General features: G+C 72.4%; 21 protein-coding genes. 13 read left to right on the top strand and 8 right to left on the bottom strand.

The window, feature by feature from the left end:
• Nucleotides 1-169 precede the first annotated feature (169 nt).
• From E4U91_RS20355 to E4U91_RS20335, 5 genes are all read left to right on the top strand, one after another.
• Nucleotides 170-1,381 (top strand): sensor histidine kinase, encoded by a 1,212-nt coding sequence (locus tag E4U91_RS20355; protein ID WP_137308186.1) that lies wholly within the window; start codon nt 170-172, stop codon nt 1,379-1,381.
• Nucleotides 1,382-1,648: 267 nt separating this feature from the next.
• Nucleotides 1,649-3,016 (top strand): sensor histidine kinase, encoded by a 1,368-nt coding sequence (locus tag E4U91_RS20350; protein WP_137308185.1) that lies wholly within the window; start codon nt 1,649-1,651, stop codon nt 3,014-3,016.
• Nucleotides 3,017-3,323: 307 nt separating this feature from the next.
• Entirely contained in the window at nt 3,324-3,995 is a 672-nt protein-coding gene (locus E4U91_RS20345) for a response regulator transcription factor (protein WP_067240461.1), read from the top strand.
• 155 nt (nt 3,996-4,150) lie between these two features.
• On the top strand, nt 4,151-6,079 hold the full coding sequence (locus E4U91_RS20340) for a 2-oxoacid:acceptor oxidoreductase subunit alpha (protein ID WP_137308184.1): 1,929 nt from the start codon (nt 4,151-4,153) through the stop codon (nt 6,077-6,079).
• Nucleotides 6,072-7,151, top strand: a complete 1,080-nt coding sequence (locus tag E4U91_RS20335) for a 2-oxoacid:ferredoxin oxidoreductase subunit beta (RefSeq protein WP_137308183.1) — start codon at nt 6,072-6,074, stop codon at nt 7,149-7,151. The genes E4U91_RS20340 and E4U91_RS20335 overlap by 8 nt, the downstream gene beginning before the upstream one ends.
• Before the next feature lie 18 nt (nt 7,152-7,169).
• Here E4U91_RS20335 and E4U91_RS20330 read toward each other — a convergent pair whose 3' ends face one another.
• Nucleotides 7,170-7,580 (bottom strand): winged helix-turn-helix transcriptional regulator, encoded by a 411-nt coding sequence (locus E4U91_RS20330; protein WP_137308182.1) that lies wholly within the window; start codon nt 7,578-7,580, stop codon nt 7,170-7,172.
• A gap of 92 nt (nt 7,581-7,672) precedes the next feature.
• Between E4U91_RS20330 and E4U91_RS20325 the strand changes: the two genes are divergently transcribed.
• Together E4U91_RS20325 and rarD are read left to right on the top strand one after the other, a co-directional pair.
• Nucleotides 7,673-8,527 carry an NAD(P)H-binding protein gene (locus tag E4U91_RS20325; RefSeq protein ID WP_137308181.1) on the top strand — a complete coding sequence of 285 codons (855 nt, stop codon included), beginning with the start codon at nt 7,673-7,675 and terminating at the stop codon, nt 8,525-8,527.
• A 146-nt stretch (nt 8,528-8,673) separates the two neighbouring features.
• Complete coding sequence (gene rarD / locus E4U91_RS20320; protein ID WP_137308180.1) at nt 8,674-9,714, top strand: EamA family transporter RarD; 1,041 nt, start codon at nt 8,674-8,676, stop codon at nt 9,712-9,714.
• Between the two features lie 64 nt (nt 9,715-9,778).
• Here rarD and E4U91_RS20315 read toward each other — a convergent pair whose 3' ends face one another.
• Complete coding sequence (locus tag E4U91_RS20315; protein WP_137308179.1) at nt 9,779-10,396, bottom strand: CGNR zinc finger domain-containing protein; 618 nt, start codon at nt 10,394-10,396, stop codon at nt 9,779-9,781.
• A gap of 21 nt (nt 10,397-10,417) precedes the next feature.
• On the opposite strand from E4U91_RS20315, the gene E4U91_RS20310 reads away from it, so the two are divergent.
• Nucleotides 10,418-10,885: a VOC family protein gene (locus tag E4U91_RS20310; protein WP_137308178.1), complete on the top strand. Its 468-nt coding sequence runs from the start codon at nt 10,418-10,420 to the stop codon at nt 10,883-10,885.
• Between the two features lie 216 nt (nt 10,886-11,101).
• Nucleotides 11,102-12,049 (top strand): M28 family metallopeptidase, encoded by a 948-nt coding sequence (locus E4U91_RS20305; protein ID WP_137308177.1) that lies wholly within the window; start codon nt 11,102-11,104, stop codon nt 12,047-12,049.
• A 104-nt stretch (nt 12,050-12,153) separates the two neighbouring features.
• Here the strand turns inward: E4U91_RS20305 and E4U91_RS20300 are convergent, their stop codons facing one another.
• A complete protein-coding gene (locus E4U91_RS20300) occupies nt 12,154-13,539 on the bottom strand; it encodes a tetratricopeptide repeat protein (RefSeq protein WP_137308176.1) in 1,386 nt (461 codons plus the stop codon).
• 219 nt (nt 13,540-13,758) lie between these two features.
• Here E4U91_RS20300 and E4U91_RS20295 point away from each other — a divergent pair, with 219 nt between their 5' ends.
• Nucleotides 13,759-14,280, top strand: coding sequence for a hypothetical protein (locus tag E4U91_RS20295; RefSeq protein ID WP_137308175.1), 522 nt, complete (start codon nt 13,759-13,761; stop codon nt 14,278-14,280).
• A gap of 158 nt (nt 14,281-14,438) precedes the next feature.
• Entirely contained in the window at nt 14,439-15,017 is a 579-nt protein-coding gene (locus E4U91_RS20290; RefSeq protein ID WP_137308174.1) for a flavodoxin family protein, read from the top strand.
• Nucleotides 15,018-15,029: 12 nt separating this feature from the next.
• Here E4U91_RS20290 and E4U91_RS20285 read toward each other — a convergent pair whose 3' ends face one another.
• The 4 genes from E4U91_RS20285 to E4U91_RS20270 form a co-directional block, all read right to left on the bottom strand.
• Nucleotides 15,030-15,917 carry an ABC transporter permease gene (locus E4U91_RS20285; protein ID WP_137308173.1) on the bottom strand — a complete coding sequence of 296 codons (888 nt, stop codon included), beginning with the start codon at nt 15,915-15,917 and terminating at the stop codon, nt 15,030-15,032.
• Nucleotides 15,904-16,965, bottom strand: a complete 1,062-nt coding sequence (locus tag E4U91_RS20280; RefSeq protein WP_137308172.1) for an ABC transporter ATP-binding protein — start codon at nt 16,963-16,965, stop codon at nt 15,904-15,906. The genes E4U91_RS20285 and E4U91_RS20280 overlap by 14 nt, the downstream gene beginning before the upstream one ends.
• A 25-nt stretch (nt 16,966-16,990) precedes the next feature.
• On the bottom strand, nt 16,991-18,235 hold the full coding sequence (locus tag E4U91_RS20275; RefSeq protein WP_137308171.1) for a LolA family protein: 1,245 nt from the start codon (nt 18,233-18,235) through the stop codon (nt 16,991-16,993).
• 491 nt (nt 18,236-18,726) lie between these two features.
• Nucleotides 18,727-19,737 (bottom strand): polyprenyl synthetase family protein, encoded by a 1,011-nt coding sequence (locus E4U91_RS20270; RefSeq protein WP_137308170.1) that lies wholly within the window; start codon nt 19,735-19,737, stop codon nt 18,727-18,729.
• Between the two features lie 711 nt (nt 19,738-20,448).
• Here E4U91_RS20270 and E4U91_RS20265 point away from each other — a divergent pair.
• Nucleotides 20,449-20,934, top strand: a complete 486-nt coding sequence (locus tag E4U91_RS20265; RefSeq protein WP_137308169.1) for a transglycosylase SLT domain-containing protein — start codon at nt 20,449-20,451, stop codon at nt 20,932-20,934.
• Between the two features lie 52 nt (nt 20,935-20,986).
• Here E4U91_RS20265 and E4U91_RS20260 read toward each other — a convergent pair whose 3' ends face one another.
• Nucleotides 20,987-21,826: an HAD family hydrolase gene (locus E4U91_RS20260; RefSeq protein ID WP_137308168.1), complete on the bottom strand. Its 840-nt coding sequence runs from the start codon at nt 21,824-21,826 to the stop codon at nt 20,987-20,989.
• 344 nt (nt 21,827-22,170) lie between these two features.
• On the opposite strand from E4U91_RS20260, the gene fahA reads away from it, so the two are divergent.
• A complete protein-coding gene (gene fahA, locus E4U91_RS20255) occupies nt 22,171-23,382 on the top strand; it encodes a fumarylacetoacetase (protein ID WP_137308167.1) in 1,212 nt (403 codons plus the stop codon).
• The last annotated feature ends 135 nt before the right edge of the window (nt 23,383-23,517 follow it).

Below are 23,517 nucleotides of genomic sequence, written 5' to 3'. Positions count from 1 at the left end.
TCCCTGCCCTCGACACGTTCGACGATCCGTACGCACGCGAGTCTAGGGCCTGCTAAAGGGACCGTAAGCAGCCCGTCGCACCTCGAGGTGCGGGGGTGGGGTTTTCCCCCGTCCGCCCGGGCGGCGAACTCCATGGCGCGTGGCTCCGGGGCGCGGCACGCTAACGCATATGACCGCACCCGCACCCGCACCGGCCCTCGCCCCGCAGCGGGGCGCCGCGCCCGGCGCCGACGCTCCGCTGCCCCCGCCCCGCCTCGCCTACGACGCGCAGACCTGGAAGGAGATCGCCCATCTGCTGGCGAACCTGCCGCTGTCGCTGGCCGGGTTCGTCTACGTGATGACGGTGACCTTCACGGGCGCCATGCTGAGCCTGACCGTGATCGGTCTGCCGCTGCTGGCGCTCGGCCTGATGGGCGCGCGGCTGCTGGGGCGGGCCGAGCGGGCGCGGGCCAGGGCGCTGCTGGGGGTGCGGATCGAGGAGCCGAGCCCGTTGCCGCTGCGTCGGGCGGGCGGTCTGCAGGGGATGTGGCTGGTCCTGAAGGACCCGGTGGGCTGGCGGACGATCCTGTACGACCTGATCCGGCTGCCGTGGGGCATCCTCACCTTCACGGTGACGCTGACCTCGTTGTTCGTGCTGTGGCCGGTGCTGCCGTTCCTGGCGCGCGGGCTGACCAACGCCGACCGGGCGATGGTGCGGGCGCTGCTGTCCCCCTCCGACGAGCTGGAGCGCCGCATCGCGGAACTGGAGTCGGACCGGGGGGTCGTGGTGGACACCGCGGCGGCCGACCTGCGGCGCATCGAACGGGACCTGCACGACGGCGCGCAGGCCCGGCTGGTGAACCTCGCGATGGGGCTGGGCCTGGCCAAGGAGAAGCTGCTCGAGGGACAGGCGGACGACCAGGTGGCCGCCATGGTCGACGAGGCGCACGGCGAGGTGAAGCTCGCGCTGCAGGAGCTGCGCGACCTGGCCCGTGGCATCCACCCCGCCGTCCTCACCGACCGCGGGCTGGACGCGGCGCTGTCGTCGGTCGCCTCGCGCTGCACGGTGCCGGTGAAGGTGACGGCCGATCTGCCGTCGCGGCCGGCCGCGGCCATCGAGGGCATCGCCTACTTCACCGTCTCGGAGCTGCTGCAGAACATCAGCAAGCACAGCGGGGCGCGGCAGGCGAGCGTGGAGGTGTGGCGCTCGGACGACCGGCTGCTCGTCCAGGTCTGGGACGACGGCCACGGCGGGGCGAGCCTCGACGCCGGCAGCGGCATGCGCGGGCTCGCGGAACGCCTCGACGCGGTCGACGGCCTGTTCGTCGTGGACTCCCCGCCCGGCGGCCCCACGACGGTGACGGCCGAGCTGCCCTGGCGGGACCGCACCGAGCAGTTCTGAACGGGGGCCGCGCGCCGCGCCCCCGACCGGGGTCCCGGCGGGACGGCCGTGGCCGCGGGGTGGGGAAAACCCCCGGGGCAAGACGCCGACGGACCGCATGGTCCGCGGGGCGCGGGTCGAGGAGGGTGGAGGTACGAGGCCACCCGGACGGGCAGCCCCAGGACGACCGACACACGGCAGACGAGCGGCACGACCGACACACGGCGGACGAACGGCAGACCAGCGGCACGACCGCAAGCGGCAGACGAGCAGAAACGGACCACGCCGATGACCACGGAGTACGGACGGTACGCCGAGCACTACGGGCCGGCGCGCGAACCCGCGGACGAGCGGGGACGCGAGCGGGGCCACCTGCTGCCCGCCGGGCTGCGGGCGCCCTTCGAGGGGCGCAGCTGGCGCGAGTTCGCGTACGTGCTGACCAGCCTGCCGATCAGCATCGTGCTGTTCACGTACGCCGTGACGATGGTGGCGCTGGGCGCGGGGCTGCTGGTGACGTTCCTCGGCGTGCCGGTGCTCGCGGCGGCGCTGGCCGGCTGCCGGGGCTTCGGGACGCTGGAGCGGGCGCGGGCGCGGGGGCTGCTGCGGCTGGAGGTGGCCGAGCCGGAGCCGTTGCGGCCGCGCGGGCGGGGGATGTTCGCGTGGATGGGGGCGGTGCTGAAGAGCGGGACGTCCTGGCGGCACCTGCTGTACTCGGTGCTGCAGCTGCCCTGGTCGACGTTCTCGTTCGTGGTGGCGGTCAACTTCTGGGTGTACGGGTGGGCGCTGCTGACGTACCCGCTGTGGTTCTGGGTGTTCCCGATGTACGGCGGGCAGGGCGGGCTGCAGCTGTACGGGGACGAGCAGCACAGCGTGTACCTGGACAACCCGTTCGAGATCGCGGTGACGGCGGCGGTGGGCCTGCTGTTCACGCTGGCCACGCCGTGGATCGTGCGGGCGCTGACCACGGTGGACCGGCTGATGGTGCACGGGCTGCTCGGCCCGTCGAAGCTGGTGTCGCGGGTGGTGGAGCTGGAGTCGGACCGGGGGGTCGTGGTGGACACCGCGGCGGCCGACCTGCGGCGCATCGAGCGCGACCTGCACGACGGCGCGCAGGCCCGGCTGGTGAACCTCGCCATGGACCTGGGGCTCGCGAAGGAGAAGCTGCGGGAGGACCCGCAGGAGGCCGCGCGGATGGTGGACGAGGCGCACGGTGAGGTGAAGACGGCCCTCCAGGAGCTGCGCGACCTGGCCCGCGGCATCCACCCCGCCGTCCTCACCGACCGCGGGCTGGACGCGGCGCTGTCGTCGGTCGCCTCGCGCTGCACGGTGCCGGTGCGGGTGGAGGTGGACCTGGCGGAGCGGCCGGCGCCGGCCATCGAGGGGATCGCGTACTTCACGGTGTCGGAGCTCCTGCAGAACGTCAGCAAGCACAGTGGCGCCCGGGGGGCGTCGGTGGAGGTGTGGCGGGCCGGCGACCGGCTGATGGTGCAGGTCGTCGACGACGGCGCCGGCGGGGCCGACGCGGCCAAGGGCTCCGGTCTGGCGGGGCTGGCCGGCCGGCTGGACGCGGTGGACGGGATCCTGGTGGTGGACTCACCGGCGGGCGGCCCCACGCGCGTGACGGCGGAACTGCCGTGGCGGGGGACGGTGGGGTGAGACGGCGCAAGGTGAGCCTGACGGGGTAGGTGAGCCTGACGAGGTGAGCGTCGCCGGACGACGTTGCGGCGTGAGCACCGCGGGATGGACGTCGTCGGGTGGGTGAGGGGCGGTCCGGGGGCGGGTGTCCCCCGGACCGCCCCTCACCCGCGCCCCTGACCCACCCCCACCCGCGTCCCCCGACCACCCCGCCCCCGCCGGTTCTCCTTTCTGTCCGGGCCCGTTTGCTGGGATGCTGGGTCCACCCCGGGCGGGTCGCGTGATGGAGTCGGCCCGGTGGGGACGCCGGTGCGGGGGGACACAGATCGTGGAGGACAGGGTGCGGGTCGTCATCGCCGAGGACTCGGTGTTGTTGCGCGAAGGGCTGACGCGGCTGCTCACCGACCGCGGGCACGAGGTCGTCGCCGGGGTCGGGGACGCCGAGGCGCTGGTGAAGACGATCACCGAGCTGCACGCCGAGCAGGCGCTGCCCGACGTCGTCGTGGCCGACGTGCGCATGCCGCCCACGCACACCGACGAGGGCGTACGGGCCGCCGTACAGCTGCGGCGGACGCATCCCGGGCTCGGGGTGCTGGTGCTGTCGCAGTACGTGGAGGAGCGGTACGCCACCGAGCTGCTCGCCGGTTCCAGCCGGGGCGTCGGCTACCTGCTGAAGGACCGGGTGGCCGAGGTGCGCGAGTTCGTCGACGCGGTCGTGCGCGTGGCGGAGGGCGGTACGGCGCTGGACCCGGAGGTGGTCGCCCAGCTGCTCGGGCGCAGCCGCAAGCAGGACGTGCTCGCGGGACTGACCCCGCGGGAGCGCGAGGTGCTGGGGCTGATGGCCGAGGGGCGCACCAACTCGGCGATCGCCAAGCAGCTCGTGGTGAGCGACGGAGCCGTGGAGAAGCACGTCAGCAACATCTTCCTCAAGCTGGGGCTGTCCCCGAGCGAGGGCGACCACCGCCGGGTGCTGGCCGTGCTGACCTACCTCAACTCCTGAGGCCCGGGACGAACCGGTGACCGGAAGGTGAGACGTAGGGGTGTCGGTAGGGGCGAATGGCCCGGGAAGGCGACCCTTACCGACGTAGGGTTGAACGTGGGACGGCCTTCGGGAAGGCCGCTCCCCGACAGCCGCCTCGAGGGAGGTCCAGTTCAGTGACCAGTCAGGTCAGCAGCCCAGCGGAGCAGGCCGACGGAACCGTCGTAGGAGAGCAGCGCAAACCGGCCGGGACCAAGGACGTCCGTCGCCTCGACCGGGTGATCATCAGGTTCGCGGGCGACTCCGGTGACGGCATGCAGCTCACCGGTGACCGTTTCACGTCGGAGACGGCCTCCTTCGGGAACGATCTGTCCACACTCCCCAACTTCCCCGCCGAGATCCGCGCCCCCGCCGGCACCCTCCCCGGCGTCTCGTCCTTCCAGCTGCACTTCGCCGACCACGACATCCTCACCCCCGGGGACGCGCCGAACGTCCTGGTCGCCATGAACCCCGCCGCGCTGAAGGCGAACATCGCCGACGTGCCGCGCGGCGCCGAGATCATCGTCAACACGGACGAGTTCACCAAGCGGGCGATGCAGAAGGTCGGCTACGCGGCCTCGCCCCTGGAGGACGGCTCGCTCGACGGCTACCACCTGCACCCGGTGCCGCTGACCACGCTGACCGTGGAGGCCCTGAAGGACTTCGACCTCAGCCGCAAGGAGGCCGAGCGCAGCAAGAACATGTTCGCGCTGGGTCTGCTGTCGTGGATGTACCACCGGCCGACCGAGGGCACGGAGAGGTTCCTGCGGACGAAGTTCGCGAAGAAGCCGGAGATCGCCGAGGCGAACATCGCGGCGTTCCGCGCGGGCTGGAACTTCGGTGAGACGACGGAGGACTTCGCCGTCTCCTACGAGGTGGCGCCGGCCGCGCAGGCGTTCCCGGTGGGCACCTACCGCAACATCTCCGGCAACCTGGCCCTGGCGTACGGGCTGATCACCGCCTCGCGCCAGGCCGACCTGCCGCTGTTCCTGGGCTCCTACCCGATCACCCCGGCCTCGGACATCCTGCACGAGCTGAGCCGGCACAAGAACTTCGGTGTGCGCACGTTCCAGGCCGAGGACGAGATCGCGGGTATCGGCGCGGCGCTGGGGGCCGCGTTCGGCGGGTCGCTCGCCGTGACCACGACCTCCGGGCCGGGTGTGGCACTGAAGTCGGAGACGATCGGCCTGGCGGTCTCGCTGGAGCTGCCGCTGCTGATCGTGGACATCCAGCGCGGTGGCCCCTCGACGGGCCTGCCGACCAAGACCGAGCAGGCGGACCTGCTCCAGGCGATGTACGGCCGCAACGGCGAGGCCCCGGTCCCGGTGGTCGCCCCGAAGACCCCGGCCGACTGCTTCGACGCCGCCGTCGAGGCCGCCCGCATCGCCCTGACCTACCGCACGCCGGTCTTCCTGCTCTCCGACGGCTACCTCGCCAACGGCTCCGAGCCCTGGCGCATCCCCGAACTCGACGAACTGCCCGACCTGCGCGTCCAGTTCGCGCAAGGCCCGAACCACACCCTGGACGACGGCACCGAGGTCTTCTGGCCCTACCTGCGCGACCCGCAGACCCTCGCCCGCCCCTGGGCCGTCCCCGGCACACCCGGCCTGGAACACCGCATCGGCGGCATCGAGAAGCAGGACGGCACCGGCAACATCTCCTACGACCCCGCCAACCACGACTTCATGGTCCGCACCCGGCAGGCCAAGATCGACGGGATCGACGTACCCGACGTGGAGGTGGACGACCCGCACGGCGCCCGCACCCTGGTGCTCGGCTGGGGTTCCACCTACGGGCCGATCACCGCGGCGGTCCGCCGGCTGCGCACCGCCGGCGAGTCCATCGCGCAGGCCCACCTGCGCCACCTCAACCCCTTCCCGCGCAATCTCGGGGAGGTGCTGCAGCGGTACGACAAGGTCGTGGTCCCCGAGATGAACCTCGGCCAGCTCGCCACCCTGATCCGGGCGAGGTACCTCGTGGACGCGCAGTCGTACAACCAGGTCAACGGCATGCCGTTCAAGGCGGAACAGCTCGCCACGGCGCTGAAGGAGGCCATCGATGACTGAGACGACCACGGAAGGCACGGGCACGATCGAGGCGCTTTCACTGGTGCCGAAGGCGGAGGCCCGGCAGTCGATGAAGGACTTCAAGTCCGACCAGGAAGTGCGCTGGTGCCCCGGCTGCGGCGACTACGCGATCCTCGCCGCCGTCCAGGGCTTCATGCCCGAACTCGGCCTGGCCCGCGAGAACATCGTCTTCGTCTCCGGCATCGGCTGCTCCTCCCGCTTCCCGTACTACATGAACACCTACGGGATGCACTCCATCCACGGCCGCGCCCCCGCCATCGCCACCGGCCTCGCCGCCTCCCGCCGCGACCTCAGCGTCTGGGTCGTCACCGGCGACGGCGACGCCCTGTCCATCGGCGGCAACCACCTCATCCACGCCCTGCGCCGCAACGTCAACCTCAAGATCCTCCTCTTCAACAACCGCATCTACGGCCTCACCAAGGGCCAGTACTCCCCCACGTCCGAGGTCGGCAAGATCACCAAGTCCACGCCGATGGGCTCCCTCGACGCCCCTTTCAACCCCGTCTCCCTCGCCCTCGGCGCCGAGGCGTCCTTCGTCGCCCGCACCGTCGACTCCGACCGCAAGCACCTCACCGAAACCCTGCGCCAGGCCGCCGCCCACCCCGGCACCGCACTCATCGAGATCTACCAGAACTGCAACATCTTCAACGACGGCGCCTTCGACGCCCTGAAGGACAAGCAGTCCGCCGAAGAGGCCGTCATCCGCCTGGAACACGGCCGGCCGATCCGCTTCGGCAGCGACCTGTCCAAGGGGGTCGTCCGGGACGCGCGGACCGGTGACCTGAAGGTGGTGGCGGTGACCCCGGAGAACGAGGAGCAGGTCCTGGTGCACGACGCCCACGCGGCCTCCCCGACGACGGCGTTCGCGCTGTCCCGGCTGGCCGACCCGGACACGCTGCACCACACCCCCGTCGGGGTGTTCCGCTCGGTGGACCGGCCCGTCTACGACACGCTGATGTCCGACCAGCTCGACACCGCGATCGAGCAGCAGGGCAAGGGCGACCTGGCCGCGCTGCTGGCGGGCGGCGACACCTGGACGGTCGTCGGCTGAGTCGGCGTCAGCGGTGTGTCACGAGGCCCGGGACCTGAGTGCCCGGGCCTCGTCGTACGCCCGGCGGGCTTCTTCCACCTGCCCCAGGCGGCCCTCGGTCCACAGGGTGAGCGCGCGCACCTGCTCCGCCGCCTCCCGGCCGAGGCCGGTCAGCGAGTAGTCGACGCGGGGCGGGATGACCGGGTGGGCGTCGCGGTGGACCATGCCGTCCCGCTCCAGGGTCTGGAGGGTCTGGGTGAGCATCTTCTCGCTGACGTCCCTGCCGTACCGGCCGACGGCGCGGCGCAGCTCGCTGAACCGGTAGGGGCGCTCCAGCAGCTCGAGGAGGACGAGGACGCCCCAGCGGCTGGTGACGTGCTCCAGCACGAGGCGGTGGGGGCACATGCGCTCGGCGTCGGACGCGGCGTTCACCTGCTTGCTTACGGCCATGCCAGTACCTTACTTCAAAGTGGGTACTTTCGTTCAGTTAGCGCCAACTCTAGGGTTAGTGCATCAGCCACCCCCACAAGGAGTTGTGAACCATGAGCATCGTCGTCACCGGAGCCACCGGACACCTCGGCCGCCACGTCGTGGAGCAGTTGCTGGAGAAGGTCCCGGCGGAGCAGATCACCGCCGTCGTGCGTGACGAGGCGAAGGCCGCCGACCTCGCGGCGCGCGGGGTGCGGCTGGCCGTGGCCGACTACAACCGGCCCGAGACCTTCGACGGGGTCGTCTCGGCCGGCGACAAGGTCCTGCTGATCTCGGGCAACGAGTTCGACAAGGGCCGTCCGCAGCAGCACCGGGTCGTCATCGACGCGGCCAAGGCCGCCGGTGCCGCACTCCTCGCGTACACCAGCGCCCCCGGCACCCTCACCGCCGCGCTCGCCGACGACCACCGGGCCACCGAGGAGACGCTGCTCGCCTCGGGCCTGCCGTACGTGCTGCTGCGCAACGGCTGGTACCACGAGAACTACACCGAGAACCTCGCGCCCGTCCTCGAGCACCACGCCGTCGTCGCGGCCGCCGGCGAGGGCCGTGTGTCCTCCGCCGCCCGCGCCGACTACGCGGCGGCCGCGGTCGCCGTGCTGACCGGCAAGGGCCACGAGAACGCGACGTACGAGCTGGGCGGCGACACCGCGTGGAGCTTCGCCGAGTACGCGGCCGAGCTCAGCGCGCAGACCGGCCAGGAGATCGTCTACAACGCCGTGTCCACCGAGGTGCTCACCGGCATCCTGGCCGGCGCCGGGCTGCCCGCCCCGCTGGCCGGGGTCCTCGCGGGCGTCGACGCCTCGATCGAGAAGGGCGAGCTGGTCGTCCCCAGCGGCGACCTGGCCCGGCTGATCGGCCGCCCGACGACGCCGCTGTCCGAGGCGATCGCGGCGGCGCTGAAGGGCTGAGGGGGAGCCGAGCGGCGAAGTCGATCACGCCCGGGCCGCTCCCGCCCCCGCCCGTCATGACCGTATGGCGATACGGGCATGACAGACGGGGGTCCGCGGAGTTACCTTCGACCACGCGTGCGTGCGTGGAGTGAGAAGGAGTGGCCGTGGCCGGAAAGTCCAGGAGCGAGCAGCGCATAGGTCTGCTGAACGGCTTCGCGGCCTACGGCATGTGGGGGCTGGTCCCCCTGTTCTGGCCGCTCCTCAAGCCCGCCGGCGCGGTGGAGATCCTGGCCCACCGGATGGTGTGGTCGCTCGCCTTCGTCGCCGTCGCCCTCCTCTTCATCCGGCGCTGGGCGTGGGCCGGTGAGCTGCTGCGGCAGCCACGCCGGCTCGCCCTGCTCACCGTGGCCGCCGCGGTGATCACCGTGAACTGGGGCGTCTACATCTGGGCGGTGAACGCCGGGCACGTCGTCGAGGCGTCCCTCGGGTACTTCATCAACCCGCTGGTCACCATCGCGATGGGCGTGCTGATCCTGAAGGAGCGGCTGCGGCCCGTGCAGTGGGCCGCGGTCGGCGTCACCGTCGTCGCCGTGGTCGTCCTGACCGTCGGCTACGGCCGGCCGCCGTGGATCTCCCTGTGCCTGGCCTTCTCGTTCGCCACGTACGGGCTGGTCAAGAAGAAGGTCAACCTCGGCGGGGTGGAGTCGCTCGCCGCGGAGACCGCGATCCAGTTCCTGCCCGCGGTGGCCTACCTGACGTGGCTGAGCACACGCGGCGAGTCCACGTTCGTCTCCGAGGGCACGGGCCACTCCGCGCTGCTGGCCGCGACCGGCGTGGTCACGGCGATCCCGCTGGTCTGCTTCGGCGCGGCGGCGATCCGCGTGCCGCTGTCGACCCTCGGACTGCTGCAGTACCTGGCGCCGGTCTTCCAGTTCCTGCTGGGCATCGCCTACTTCCACGAGGAGATGCCGGCCGAGCGCTGGGCGGGCTTCGCCCTGGTGTGGCTGGCCCTGTCGATGCTCACCTGGGACGCGCTGCGCACCGCGCGGCGGGCCCGGCGGTGGGCCCCGCTGGGTGAGTCCCGCAGGTCGCAGGTCGCCCCGGTCGCTACGACTCCTGCCGCTGCTCCGGCTGCTACGGCTCCTGCCGCTGCCACGGCTGCTCCGGCTGCTACGACTGCCACGGCCGCGCCGACCGACGCCTGACGCTGCTCCCGGCGAGCCTGCCGAACGGGGCTGCCGGGCGGCCCTGCCGGGTGGGCGGGCCTCGCTAGAGGGGCCGACTGCGGGCCCGGTGTGCCCGTACCTTCGCCCGGTTCCCGCAGTGTTCCATCGCGCACCAGCGCCTGCGGCCCGGGCGTGAGGTGTCGACGAACAGCAGGTAGCAGTCGTGGGCGCCGCACTCGCGGACGCGGCCGGCGTACGGCCCGGTGAACAGGTCGATCGCGTCGCGCGCGACGGTCGACAGCAGGCCGGTCCCGGTGGCACCCGGCGCCCACGCGCGCGTGCCGTCGGCGAGGAGACGGGTCACCAGCGGAGGCGCCGCGGCCGCCGCGTTGACCACCTCGACGTGCCCCGCGTCGAGCGGCCGGCCATGGGCGCGGTCCGCCGTCAGCAGGAAGAGGGCGTCACGCACGGCGCGGGCGCGCTCCAGCTCGGCCCCGGAGACGGTGAGGTCCAGCCCGTCGGGAAGGCGGCTGCGGGTGGCCCACGCCACCAGGTCGGCGGGCTCGTGCAGCACCTCGTACCGCGCGAACGCACCCGGCCCGCCGGTCGTCAGCAGTTCCAGGCAGAGGGCGCCCGGGTCGAAGCGGTAGGGCTTGCCGTCGTGGGAGACCAGGGTCAGACCGGGTGACCGTTCCGGCGGTTCCGTTGCGCGCTCACTCATGTAACCATTATAAGTGGTTACATGACGCAGACCACTCCCGCACCCGTGCACTTCAAGCTCGTCGTCGACTGCGCCGACCCGCACGCCCAGGCCGACTTCTGGGCCGCCGCGCTGCACTACGAGACCGAGGACAACAGCGCGCTGATCGAGCGGCTGCTCGCGATGGGCGCGCTGCCCGGCGAGGCCACCGTGGAGTTCCACGGCCGCGCCGCCTTCCGCGACCTGGTCGCCGTGCGCCACCCCGACGACCCCGTCGACGCGGACAGCGGCACCGGGCTGGGGCGCCGGCTGCTGTTCCAGCGGGTGCCGGAGGCCAAGACCACGAAGAACCGGCTGCACCTCGACCTGCACGTGGGCGGCGAGCGCCGCGCCGGGGAGGTCGAGCGGCTGACCGCGCTCGGCGCGCGCGTGGAGCGGGAGGTGAAGGAGCCGTCGGGCCAGTGGGTGGTGATGACGGACCCGGAGGGCAACGAGTTCTGCGTGCAGTGAGTGCGTGCAGTGAGTGGGTGCAGTGAGTAGGTGCAGTGAGCGCCAGGGGGACGTTTCGATAGGCGAACTCCGTGTCCGGATGGCGCTCTTGACGCAAAGTCAGTCCCGGCTCCACCATCCAGGCACCCCATTCACTGTGGGTTCCTGTGGGCTCCCCCGCGCCTCGAGTGGCGGCCACCCCCAGGGGAACCCCGCTGGAAGCCGGAGTCCCCCACCATGAAGCTCTCCGTTTCCGGGCGGGCGGCGGCCGCTGCCGTCGTCGCCGCCACCACCCTCCTCGCCACCGGATCCCTGGCCGGCGCGGCGCCCGCCACCCCCGCGGTCGCCGCCGCGCCCGACATCCCCGTGGCCAACGTCAAGGCGCACCTGTCCCAGTTCCAGTCCATAGCGACCGCCAACGGCGGCAACCGGGCGCACGGCCGCACCGGTTACCGTGCCTCGCTCGACTACGTGAAGGCCAAGCTGGACGCCGCCGGGTTCACCACGACCATCCAGCAGTTCACGTCCTCCAGCCGCACCGGCTACAACCTGATAGCCGACTGGCCCGGCGGTGACACCACGCGGGTCGTCATGGCCGGCTCCCACCTCGACAGCGTCACCGCGGGCCCCGGCATCAACGACAACGGCTCCGGCTCGGCCGCCGTCCTGGAGACCGCGCTAGCCGTGTCCCGCGCCGGCCTCCAGCCCACCCGGCACCTGCGGTTCGCCTGGTGGGGCGCGGAGGAGCTGGGGATGGTCGGATCCCGCTACTACGTCAACAACCTGTCGTCGACCAACCGCTCACGGATCAGCGCCTACCTGAACTTCGACATGATCGGCTCGCCGAACCCCGGCTACTTCGTCTACGACGACGACCCCACCATCGAGCAGACCTTCAAGACGTACTTCTCGGGCCTCGGCGTCCCCACCGAGATCGAGACCGAGGGCGACGGCCGCTCCGACCACGCCCCGTTCAAGAACGTGGGGATACCCGTGGGCGGCCTGTTCAGCGGCGCCGACTACGTCAAGACATCGGCGCAGGCGGCCAAGTGGGGCGGCACGGCCGGCCAGCCCTTCGACCGCTGCTACCACTCCTCGTGCGACACGATCGCCAACCTCAACGACACGGCCCTGGACCGCAACGCCGACGCGCTGGCGTACGCGGTGTGGACGTTGTCCTCGTAGCGGCGCCCGGGACGACAGGTCGGCCGGTCGGTCGGGTCGTGTCGGTCGGTCGGTCGGGTAGTTCGGGTAGGTCGGGTCGACGTCGTGGAGGCGGCGGCCCGGCCTCACGCTCCGGCGGTGCGGGCCCGCTGGGCCAGGCGCAGCATGCGGGCGCGGGCCGACTCGAGTTCCTCGGGGTCCTCGGCGGCCGGGCCGTCCTCGGCCACCAACTCCGTCCACAGCCCGATCAGTTCCGTGCCCAGGTTCAGGCCCTGGAGGGGGTCGCGCACGGCACGCCAGGCCGCGGCGGCGCTCTGGACGTTGCCGTACGCGGCCTCGGCGTCGCCCGCGCGGCGGTGGATGCCGGCCAGTTCCAGGGAGACGTGGAAGGCGCGGAGCGCGTCACCGGACAGGTAGGCGATGTAGGCGCCCAGTTCGCGGAGCGTCAGCACCTCGGGGTGGGCCGGGCCCAGCGTGCCCGACGCCTCGGCCACGGTCCGCTCCGCGAGCTGCGCCGCCGCGTCTATACGACCCGCCCTGACCGCCTCGTTGATCCGTGCCGTCGGCTCGGCGAGCACCGCGGGCGTCCCGTCGGTCCCGGTCGCCGTCCGGGGGTCCTCCCCGAGCACCGCCTCGGCGACCGCGTCGAACCCCCGCGCGGGCGTGTGCTTGGGCTCCGGGTCGGCCTCGGCCAGCGCGGGGCCGAGCTCCAGACCGAGGTCACGGGTGGCGGGGGACGCGGGGGCGGCCGGGGCTGGGGGCTGCGCCGGGTCCGTGGGTACGGCCGTCGCGTGCTCCGGGGACGGGTCCATCGCGGGGGGCGGGCCGAAGACACCCGTCGGCGGGGCGACCGTGCCGGGCGCGGGGGCCGCATCCTGCGGCTCGGGCACCGCGCGCAGCCGGAACGTCGGCGCGGCGTCCCGCACCGGCTCGGACACGGACCGCAGGAGGTGCGTGGGCTTGTCACGGGCCGGCTCGGAGGACGGGAGCTCCTGGGGAGCGGCGGAGTGTTCCGAGGCGACAGGGTGCTCGGAGGCGGCGGCGTGTCCGGAGACGGGCGCGGGACCGGGCGCCGTCGGCGTCTCCGATGCGGGCCCGGGCGCAGATGTAGGCAGGGGCGCGGGCGCGCGCTCCGGCGTGGGCGTCGTTACCGGCGCCGCCGCCTCCCCCAGGGGTGCCATCCGCGCCGGCTCCCCCGTGAAGTGGCTCGAACCGTCCGTGTCGACCCGCAGCGGGACGACGTAGCCGATGCGCGTGTCGTGGACCGTGGCGAGCACGGGGTGCCCGGTGGCGAGGGCGATGCGGTGCAGGTGGCGCAGGACGGCGTGCTGGGCCTCCTCACCGTCGGCCGCGGCGACCGGCACCCCGCCGATCGTCGCGCCGGCCCCGCCCGGACCCGTACCGCCGACGCGGACGTCGAGCGGCACCACGCCGGCCGTCGGGCTCCCGGCGGCGAGCTTCTGGTCCCGCTTCTTCTCGCGGTTCGTCTTCTCGCGGCTCAGTCGAGACATCGGTTCCCTCACACTCGGATGCGTGGGGAAGCCGTAGGGCTCCGCTCCCCAGCGTCACGATCCGGTCCTGCATTTACTGTTGAAGTCTCACCGCTCGCCCCCGGTGCACACGTCACCACGCTGTCACAGCATCGTTCCAGGAACCCACCGCACCCTGGACGCGGCACCGGACACCGGGGCCCGCGGCGGTTGACGGCCGACGAGGAGGGGGTACGGCAGATGCGGACGACGGACGCGCGCGGCGGACCGGAGATCTGGTTGCGCGGCCCGGTCGCCCCACCGGATCCGGGTACCTACGGCCCCGCCGCACACCTCGGAGCCCCGCGCCGTTTCTCCTGGCTGGCCACGCACGGAGGCGCCGGCGCCACCACGCTGTCCCGCGTCTACGGCGGCCACGACTGCGGCCGTAACTGGCCCGGACCGGGCGACCCGGCGTCGGTGCTGCTCGTCGCGCGCACGCACGCGTACGGCATCGAGGCGGCCCTGCGCACCGTGGAGGTCTTCCGGCGCGGCCAGGCGCCGCATGGGCTCGTCCTGGACGCGGTGGCGCTGGTCGCGGACGCGCCGGGCAGGCTGCCGCGCCCGCTGGCCCAGGACGTACGGCTGCTCGAGTCCGTCGTGGACGTCCACCGCGTCCCGTGGGTGCCCGCCTGGCGCCTCGGCGACCTCACCGGCCCGCCGCCCCGCGAGACGGACACCCTCATCCGCCTCACCGGTGCGCACACCGGCTGGAGCGGGTGACCCCGCGGCGCAGACCCAAGGGTCCGCCGACCGGTACCGGTGGTGGTCTCGCCGCGCGGCGGAGGGCAGTTGCTGCTGGACTTCGCGGAGCTTTATATTCAGACGCATAAGATGCGTACGCATACGATGAGCGTCGATCCATCTTCAGGGAGGGCCCCGTGACCCGACGTTTCCTGTTCGTGCTGGGCAGCAGTCGCCCGGACGGCAACACCGAACTGCTCGCGCGGACCGCCGCCGAGCAACTGCCCGCCGGGACCGAGCAGGAGTGGTTCAACCTGGCCGAGCAGCCGCTGCCGGACTTCGTGGACGTGCGGCACGACGCCGAGGTACCGCGCCCGGAGGGCCCCGCGGCGCACCTCCTGGAGGCGACGCTCGCCGCGACGGACCTGGTGATCGCCTCGCCGCTGTACTGGTACTCGGTGTCCGCCCAGACCAAGCGCTACCTGGACCACTGGGCGGGCTGGCTGCGCCTGCCCGGCGTCGACTTCAAGGCGCGCATGGCGGGCCGCACGCTGTGGGGCGTCACCGCGCTGGCGCACGAGGAGTTCGAGGTCGCCGATCCGCTGGTCGGCACCCTGCGCCACTCGGCCGCGTACCTCGGCATGCGGTTCGGCGGGGTGCTGCTCGGCAACGGCAGCAAGCCCGGTGACGTCCGCACGGACACCGAGGCGCTGGCCCGGGCGAAGACCTTCTTCGCGCAGGAGGCACCCTTCGCGCGCTTCCCGTACGAACGCTGAGCCGTGGTGGGCTCAGGTGGTGATGTCCTTCGTCGTGAAGCGCGCCCAGGCCGCCGAGCCGAACACGGCCACGTAGAGGGCCTGAAGGCCGAGGTTCTTCTGGAGGTCGTCCCAGTAGACGGGCTCGCGCATCAGGTCGGCGAAGGACAGCCAGTAGTGCGGGAAGAGGTAGGGCTGGACCGCGTGCAACTGCGGTATCTGGTCGACGATCTGCACGGTCGTCAGCAGGCCCACGGTCGTGGCCATCGCCGCGATGCCGCTGTTGGTGAGCGTGGAGACGAACAGCCCGAGCGCCGCGAACCCCAGCAGTGACGCGGCGACGACCAGCGCGATCAGCAGGGCGCGCGCCAGTCCCTCCCCGAAGGTGATGCGGGTACCCGAGATGGTGGTGAGGTCGCCGAGCGGGAACAGCAACGCGCCCACCGCCAGGGCGGACGCGGCCACCACGAGGGTGGCCAGCAGGCAGAAGGCGACCGTGGTGACGTACTTGGCGAGCAGCAGGCGCGTACGGCCGGCCGGGGCGACGAGCAGGTAGCGCAGGGTGCCCGCGCTCGCCTCGCCCGCGATCGCGTCACCGGCGACGACGCCGACGGCCATCGGCAGGAAGAACGGCAGTGTCGCGGCCAGCCCGGTGAACACCAGGAACAGGCCATTGTTCGTCACCTGCGCCATGAACGCCGGCCCCGCGCCCCCGTCCCCGCCACCGGAGCCGCCGCCAGGGCCGCCGTCCGACTCGATCTTGACGGCGATCCCGACCAGCACCGGCACGGCGGCCAGCACCGCGAGCAGCGCCAGGGTCCGCCAGCGCCGCAGGGTGACGGTGAACTCTCCGACGAAGAGCCCGAGGCCCCACGACCGGCGCACCAGCACGCCCGCGCCGACGGTGTCAGCCCGCGACATCGAACCCCTCCCCCGTCAGCGCCACGAACGCATCCTCCAGCGAAGCCCCGCGCACGCCGAAGCCGCGCACCCGGACGCCTGCGGCGACCAACGCGGCGTTCAGCTCGGCCGGTTCCCGCTCCGGCGGCTCGCCGGTGACCCTGTCGTCCCGCTCCTCCACGACGACATCGCCGACGCCCTGTTCCTTCAGCACGCGCGCGGCCTCCGCCGTGTCGGGCGTCGTGACCACCAGCCGGCCGCGCGCCCGGGCGGCCAGCTCGGCCACGGCGCCCTGCACCAGCAGCCGCCCGCGCGCCATCACGGCCGCGTGCGTGCAGACCTGCTCGATCTCGTCGAGGAGGTGGGAGGACAGGAAGACGGTGGTGCCGTCGGACGCCAGTTCCCGCACCAGCGACCTGATCTCCCGCATGCCCTGCGGGTCGAGTCCGTTGGTGGGCTCGTCCAGGACGAGCAGCCGGCGCGGCTGGAGCAGCGCCGCGGCGAGTCCGAGCCGCTGCTTCATGCCGAGCGAGTACGCGCGTGCCCTCTTGCCCGCGGCCGCCGACAGCCCCACCCGCTCCAGCGCCGCGCCGACCCGGGCACGCCGGGTGCGCGGGTCGGCGGTGGGATCGGCGGCGTCGTAGCGCAGCAGGTTGTCCCGGCCGGACAGGTGCCCGTACAGCGCCGGCCCCTCGATGAGGGCACCGACCTGCGGCAGTACGGTGCGCACGGCCCGGGGCATGGGCTGCCCGAGCACGTGCGCCGTGCCGGAGGTCGGCTCGATCAGCCCCATCAGCATGCGGATGGTGGTGGTCTTGCCGGAGCCGTTGGGGCCGAGGAAGCCGAAGACGCTGCCCTCGGGGACGGTCAGGTCCAAGCCGTCAACGGCCACGTGCCCGCCGCGGAAGCGCTTGGTGAGGGCACGGGTGCGGATGACTGCGCCTTCGGCATGGTCGCCGTCGCCCGCGTGGCCGCCGGCGTCTGCCGGGCCGCTGTCCTCGGCCAGGCGGTCGTCCTGGACGTGTCCGTCGTCCCCGGCGCGGCCGCTGTCCTCCGCTCCCGTGCCCATCGACTCCCCGTGTTCCCGTGCCGGTCTACTTCTTCGCCGCCGCGTCGGCGGCCTTCACCAGGGCGTCCTTGGTGACCGCGCCGGCGTAGACCTTGCCGTCGTCGGTGATGAGGGCGTTGACCAGGCGCGTCGAGAAGACGGTCCCGGAGCCGAACTTGCCGGTGACCTTGTCGCCGAAGGAGCCGAGGAAGTCCCCGAACGCGCCCGCCTCGCCCTTGGAGGACCCGGAAGAGCCGGAGGCGGACGGCAGCCCGCTGCCGGAGCCGGTGTCGAAGGCGGCGATGGAGTCCCATCCGTCACCCAGGACGTTCAGCCCGTCGAGGCCGCCGAGCCCCTCGCCACCGGGGAGACCGGCGTCGCCCTTGTCCTTGCCCGCGACCGAGTGACCGGCGTCGTCGCCCTCGGTGACCTTCGCACCCTTGGGCGGGGTGAAGTCGAAGGTCGAGGCGGCGGGCTTGGCGAAGTGGACCTTGGTGAAGCCGGCGTCCACGACGGCGGCGCCGCCGCTCTTCGGGGTGAGGGTGAACTTCAGGGGCAGCCCCGTCTTCGCGTCGACGGCGATGCTGATGGCGCCGACGGTGGAGTCGGCGTCCTTCGGCTTGACGAGCAGCTTGTAGGCGTCGCGTCCGGCGACGTGCACGGTGCCGTCCACGGTGACCGACGTGGTGCCGTCGACGGCCTTGAGGGCCTGGTCGGCGAACTCCTTGGGGGTGGGCGCCTGCTCGGCCCCGGTCCTGCCGCTCTCCTTGCCGTGGGCGTCGGCGCCCTCGGGGGCCTTGGAGTGGTACACCTCGTCGGAGGCGCTGTCGTAGCCCCACACGTCCGTGCCGTTGTGGATGACGCTGTACTCGGCGGCGTCCTCCAGCAAGGAGACCTTCTGGCGGTCGGGGCCGTCGGCGGCGATCCGCAGGGTGTGCGTGCCGGAGGCGAGTTCGGTGAGCCGCGCGGAGGGGTCGGCCGAGGAGCCGTCCCCCGAGCCGCCGGCGCCACCGCCGGCGGACGCGAGGCTGCCTGCCAGACCCCCGAGGTCCGGCAGGCCGAGGTCGGTGGTGATCTTCACGGTGCCGGAAAGCTGTTCGACGTCCGAGGCCGCGATCTTCTCGATCAGCTGCTGTGCCGTGATCTTCGGCAGGTCGGGGTCGCCGGAGTCGGCGAGCGCCGGGACCAGCCCGATGGTCGCCGCCGCCACGCCCACCACGGTCACGGGGACGACGTACCGCACAGCCTTGCGCCGGCCACTGGTGGTGTCGTCGGATGCGTACGGTGCCATGTGTGCCTACCTCCGTAGTCGGCGGCAACTGCCGCCATTCTCACCCGAATCGGTGAGCAGTGGTGAAGTCCGTGTCATCCATCTGACCAAATCCCCCCGCGTTAGGCGTCAACCCGCGGAGCCAACTCGACGTACGCCTGGGGTATGACGTGGGGGTGGAGGGGGCCTTAGGGGTCGCCGGGGCAGGGCCTCGGCGGCGGGGTGGGTCAGGCTGCGGCGGCAGGTGAGTCGGGGCTGCGGCGGCGGGCCGGCGTCGGGGTGGCCGGGGGCAGGGGGTGGGGTCCCCGGTTGGGGGCGGAGCCCTGCCAGGAGGGCGAGTCCCCGTCGGGATGCGGCGTCCTGCGGGGATGCGGGGCCTTCACCGGGGGCCCTCACCGGGATGCGAGCCTCCGGGCAAGATGCGGGACTCCCGCCGGGATGCGGAGCCTCCGCGAGATCGCGGAACCCCGCCGGGAAGCCGGGCACCACGCTCAGGGCCGGACGGGGTCGCCTCAGCCCGCCCGGTGCACCACCAGGTCGCACAGCTCCACCAGCGACCGCTTCGCGTCGCACTCCGTCAGCGGGGCCAGCGCGGCCCGCGCCTCCTCGGCGTACCGCACGGTGTCCCGTCGCGCCTGCTCCAGCGCGGGGTGCGCCCGCAGCGCGGCCAGCGCCTCGGCGTGCCGTGCGTCGTCGCTCAGGTCGGAGTCCAGCAGCTCGCACAGCGCGACGTCCTCGGGGTGCCCCAGCCGGGCCGCCCTCTCGCGCAGCCGCAGTACCGGCAGCGTGGGGATGCCCTCGCGCAGGTCCGTGCCCGGCGTCTTGCCCGACTCGTGCGAGTCCGAGGCGACGTCCAACACGTCGTCCGCAAGCTGGAAGGCGACGCCCAGCCGCTCGCCGTACTGGGTGAGGACGTCCACGACCGTCTCGTCGGCGCCGGACATCATCGCCCCGAACCGGCACGAGACCGCGACCAGCGACCCGGTCTTGCCGCCGAGGACGTCGAGGTAGTGCTCCACGGGGTCCCGGCCGTCGGTCGGCCCGGCGGTCTCCAGGATCTGCCCGGTCACGAGCCGTTCGAACGCGAGCGCCTGCACCCGCACCGCCTCGGGCCCGAGGTCCGCGAGGATCTGCGAGGCGCGCGCGAACAGGAAGTCGCCGGTCAGCACGGCCACCGAGTTGCCCCAGCGGGTGTTCGCGCTGTCCACCCCGCGCCGCACCTGGGCCTCGTCCATGACGTCGTCGTGGTACAGCGTGGCCAGGTGGGTCAGCTCGACGACGACGGCCGACGGCACGACCCCGGGCGCGTACGGGTCGCCGAACTGTGCCGCGAGCATCACGAGCAGCGGCCGGAACCGCTTCCCGCCCGCACGCACGAGGTGCTGCGCTGCCTGCGTGATGAAGGGGACCTCGCTCTTGGTGGCCTCGAGCAAGCCTTCCTCGACAGCCGCCAATCCGGCCTGGACATCGGCTTCCAGAGCCTGGTCCCGCACGCTCAGCCCGAACGGCCCGACGACGGTCACGAGGGATCTCCTGTCTGCTGGTGTCTGCTGGCGCTTACGCGGTTTGTCGATACGTCGCTGCCATCACTCAAGTCAGCGTATCCGGTCACCTTTCGATCACCGAGAGGCCCCAGGGCTGCCAGACGGGCGGAAACAGACATTTATCCACTTACCGGAAAATAGCAATTTCGATCACGCGGCCACATTCATTAGCCACTAGTTGAGTCTATTGCCCGATTTGCCACTCTTGTCGACGGTGGTGAGTTGGCTCACTTCCGCCACTCCAACCCCATCTGTCCGACGCCGCGTCTACTTCCTTCCCGTCCGCGCCAGTTGAGGCTTGGCAACTGCAAAGGATCAAGCACACCAAAAGCCTCAAACAAAGATCAATAGGCCCGAGCTGTGAATCCGCTACTTGTTCCGGACATGCGCTCTCGCATACGTTCCCGGCCGTCGGGTGGACGCCGAATCCTGCCGCCGCCCGATCCCACCCATCGACGATCACTCACGCACGGCAGGAGCGGGGGACCCAGGTAGAACGCCGACGCAAACGTCGTACGCAGTACGCAGTGATCAGCACCGAGCACCCAGTACTCGGCGCTGAGCACGCAGTACGACGCACCGCGCCGGCTAGGGGTGAAGCCGCGCCGCCGTACCCCACGGCGGCCGGCCGGGCACCTCCCAGCCCGAACCCGACAGCTCACCTCGCAGGCGACGGAGAGGAACTTCCCCATGTCCGCAAACGCTCAGCCCCGTCGTGCCCGCATGAGCCGTCTCAAGCGCACCCTGGTCCTCGCCGGCACCGGCGCGGCCGTGCTCGCCGTCCCGCTGGTCGGTGCGACCAGCGCCTCCGCGGCCACGACCGCCACCACCGCCTCCACCACGGTCGCCGGCTACCCGAACAACCTCGACGGCTGGATCCGCGAGTCCCTCGCGATCATGGCCCAGAAGGGCATCCCGGGCAGCTACGACGGCATCTACCGCAACGTCATGCGGGAGTCCTCCGGCAACCCGAACGCCATCAACCTCTGGGACTCCAACGCCGTCGCGGGCACCCCCTCCAAGGGCCTGCTCCAGGTGATCGACCCGACCTTCGCCGCCTACCACGTCGACGGCACCTCGTGGGACCCGTACGACCCGGTCGCCAACATCACCGCCGCCTGCAACTACGCGGCCGACCGCTACGGCTCGATCGACAACGTGTTCGGCGCCTACTAGGCCTCCCGGCGGCAGCCCCGCCGGAGGGCGCGCGGGTCGGAGCGCCCGCGGGTCACAGGAAGAGACGTTCGAGGACGACGGCCACGCCGTCGTCCTCGTTCGACGTCGTCACCTCGTCGGCCACCGCCTTCAGCTCCGGATGGGCGTTGGCCATCGCGACCCCGTACCCGGCCCAGTCGAACATCGGCACGTCGTTGGGCATGTCCCCGAAGGCGACCGTGTCGGCCGGGCCGACGCCGAGGTGCTCGGCGGCCAGCGCCAGCCCCGTCGCCTTGGTGATGCCGCACGGCTGGAGCTCCACCGTGCCCGGCCCCGACATGGTGACCGTGGCCAGCGAGCCCACCACCGAGCGGGCCGTCGCCGCCAGCTCGTCGTCGGACAGGTCGGGGTGGCGCAGCAGCACCTTGCTGATCGGCGCGCACCACAGGTCGTCGCGCCGCCCGACCCGCAGGGCCGGCAGGGTGGGGTGCGGCATCCGGTAGCCCGGCTCGATGAGCGTCAGCCCGTCCACGCCGTCCTGGTCGACGGCGGCGTACACCTGGCCCACCTCGGCCTCGATCTTGCCCAGCGCGGTCTCCGCCAGCTCCCGGTCCAAGGTGACCGACCACAGCAGGCGGTCGGTGCCGGCGTCGTACAGCTGCGCGCCCTGTCCGCACACCGCGAGCCCCCTGCCGCGCAGGTGCTCCAGCAGCGGCCGCACCCGGGGAGCCGGCCGGCCGGTCACCACCAGGTGGCGGGCGCCGGCGTCGGTGACGCGCGTCAGTGCGAGGAGCGACCGGTCGGAGAAGGTGTCGTCGCCGCGGAGCAGCGTTCCGTCCAGGTCGGTGGCGATGAGCGCGTACGCGGAGCGCCGGGCAGGTGTGAAGGGTGCAGAGGTGAGGGGTGCGGCCATGATCAGAGAATACGGACATCGCGTCTTCCCGACTCATTTCCCGTTGACGGGAGTTGGGGCCTGTCTGTCAGCTTTCACTCCCGCCTGACACTGACCGGAAAAGATCTCCTGCGTCTCGTTTTCCGCCCGTTGCGGCACACCGAGGCGTATGCGGTACTTCGGCACGCGGCCGTCGCCGCAGCGCCCGGGCCAGAGTCGGCGGAGCCGGCCATCACCCCGCCCGTCCCACCGGTGCCGCCCCGTGCCGCTCGTGCGAGGTCAGCCGTAACGTGTGGCCCGGCTCCCGCCGACGGCGGGGCACCCGCGAGCACGACATGGCGAACACGAAAGCGAGGCAGCACCCGATGCCCCCGTTCGACCTTCCCGAGGGCGACCCCTTCGGCCCGCACAACCTCCCGTACGGCGTCTTCTCCCGCCCCGGCAACCCGGAGCGCACGGTCGGCGTGCGGCTCGGCGACCACGTCCTCGACGCGGGCGCCGCGGCCCGAGCCCTCGGCTCGCCCCACGCGGCCCTCCTCGCCGCGCCGACCCTCCACCCCCTGCTGGCGGCCGGCAGGCCGACGTGGTCGCAGGTACGCGCCGCGCTGCACGCGTGGGTGACCGACCCGGCCCACCGGCCGGTGCTCGAACCCCTGCTGCACCCCCTGTCCTCGGTGACCCTGCACCTGCCGTTCGAGGTCGCCGACTACGTCGACTTCTACGCCTCCGAGCACCACGCCCGGAACGTCGGCCAGATCTTCCGTCCCGACGCGGCCGACTCCCTCACCCCGAACTGGAAGCACCTGCCGATCGGCTACCACGGCCGGTCCGGCACGGTCGTGGTGTCCGGCACCGACGTCGTGCGCCCCGCGGGGCAGCGCAAGGGCCCGGCCGACCCGGCCCCGGTGTTCGGCCCGTCCGTCCGGCTCGACATCGAGGCGGAGGTCGGCTTCGTCGTCGGCACGCCCTCGCCGATGGGCAGCCCGGTCGGCCTGGACGACTTCCGCGACCACGTCTTCGGCCTGTGCCTGCTGAACGACTGGTCGGCCCGCGACATCCAGGCCTGGGAGTACGTCCCCCTCGGACCGTTCCTCGGCAAGTCGTTCGCCACGTCGGTGTCCGCCTGGATCACCCCGCTGGAAGCACTCGACCACGCGCGCGTGGCCCCGCCGCAGCGCACGCACCCCCTGCTGCCCTACCTGGACGACTCGGCGCAGGAACCCGCCGGCTACGACCTGCGCATCTCCGTCGCGATCAACGGCCATGTGGTCTCCGAACCCCCCTTCTCCACCATGTACTGGACCGCGGCCCAGCAGCTCGCCCACATGACGGTCAACGGCGCCTCCCTGCGCACCGGCGACCTGTACGGCTCCGGCACCGTGAGCGGCCCGACCGAGCGCGAGCGCGGCTCCCTGCTGGAGCTGACCTGGAACGGCCGCGACCCGCTGGAACTCCCCGACGACAAGCGGACGTTCCTGGAGGACGGCGACGTGGTGACCCTGTCGGCGTGGGCCCCCGGCCCCGACGGCCTGCGGGTCTCCCTGGGCGAGGTGACCGGGCGCATCGTCGCGGGCTGACGGACGAGGCGTACGGCGTCATACTGGCGGTCGTACAGGCGGCGGGCACGGCCTCCGTGCACGGCTCGCCGCCCCCGCACCACCAGAGCCGTGTCCCGCCTCGCAGCACCACGCACCGTCCACAGCAGCTCTTCC

This window comes from Streptomyces lasalocidi (genome assembly GCF_005280215.1).
In the GTDB taxonomy this organism is placed as follows: Bacteria; Actinomycetota; Actinomycetes; order Streptomycetales; family Streptomycetaceae; genus Streptomyces; species Streptomyces longwoodensis.
The sequence above is the reverse complement of the archived record's forward strand: the minus strand, read 5'-3'. Positions and strand labels throughout refer to the sequence as shown.

What these genes read in the sequence shown, in the direction of transcription:
- E4U91_RS20355 (WP_137308186.1), top strand. Translation starts at nt 170, where the DNA reads ATGACCGCACCCGCACCCGCACCGGCCCTCGCCCCGCAGCGGGGCGCC.
- E4U91_RS20350 (WP_137308185.1), top strand. Translation starts at nt 1,649, where the DNA reads ATGACCACGGAGTACGGACGGTACGCCGAGCACTACGGGCCGGCGCGC.
- E4U91_RS20335 (WP_137308183.1), top strand. Translation starts at nt 6,072, where the DNA reads ATGACTGAGACGACCACGGAAGGCACGGGCACGATCGAGGCGCTTTCA.
- E4U91_RS20330 (WP_137308182.1), bottom strand. Translation starts at nt 7,580, where the DNA reads ATGGCCGTAAGCAAGCAGGTGAACGCCGCGTCCGACGCCGAGCGCATG.
- E4U91_RS20325 (WP_137308181.1), top strand. Translation starts at nt 7,673, where the DNA reads ATGAGCATCGTCGTCACCGGAGCCACCGGACACCTCGGCCGCCACGTC.
- E4U91_RS20315 (WP_137308179.1), bottom strand. Translation starts at nt 10,396, where the DNA reads ATGAGTGAGCGCGCAACGGAACCGCCGGAACGGTCACCCGGTCTGACC.
- E4U91_RS20310 (WP_137308178.1), top strand. Translation starts at nt 10,418, where the DNA reads ATGACGCAGACCACTCCCGCACCCGTGCACTTCAAGCTCGTCGTCGAC.
- E4U91_RS20305 (WP_137308177.1), top strand. Translation starts at nt 11,102, where the DNA reads ATGAAGCTCTCCGTTTCCGGGCGGGCGGCGGCCGCTGCCGTCGTCGCC.
- E4U91_RS20300 (WP_137308176.1), bottom strand. Translation starts at nt 13,539, where the DNA reads ATGTCTCGACTGAGCCGCGAGAAGACGAACCGCGAGAAGAAGCGGGAC.
- E4U91_RS20295 (WP_137308175.1), top strand. Translation starts at nt 13,759, where the DNA reads ATGCGGACGACGGACGCGCGCGGCGGACCGGAGATCTGGTTGCGCGGC.
- E4U91_RS20285 (WP_137308173.1), bottom strand. Translation starts at nt 15,917, where the DNA reads ATGTCGCGGGCTGACACCGTCGGCGCGGGCGTGCTGGTGCGCCGGTCG.
- E4U91_RS20280 (WP_137308172.1), bottom strand. Translation starts at nt 16,965, where the DNA reads ATGGGCACGGGAGCGGAGGACAGCGGCCGCGCCGGGGACGACGGACAC.
- E4U91_RS20275 (WP_137308171.1), bottom strand. Translation starts at nt 18,235, where the DNA reads ATGGCACCGTACGCATCCGACGACACCACCAGTGGCCGGCGCAAGGCT.
- E4U91_RS20265 (WP_137308169.1), top strand. Translation starts at nt 20,449, where the DNA reads ATGTCCGCAAACGCTCAGCCCCGTCGTGCCCGCATGAGCCGTCTCAAG.
- E4U91_RS20260 (WP_137308168.1), bottom strand. Translation starts at nt 21,826, where the DNA reads ATGGCCGCACCCCTCACCTCTGCACCCTTCACACCTGCCCGGCGCTCC.
- fahA (WP_137308167.1), top strand. Translation starts at nt 22,171, where the DNA reads ATGCCCCCGTTCGACCTTCCCGAGGGCGACCCCTTCGGCCCGCACAAC.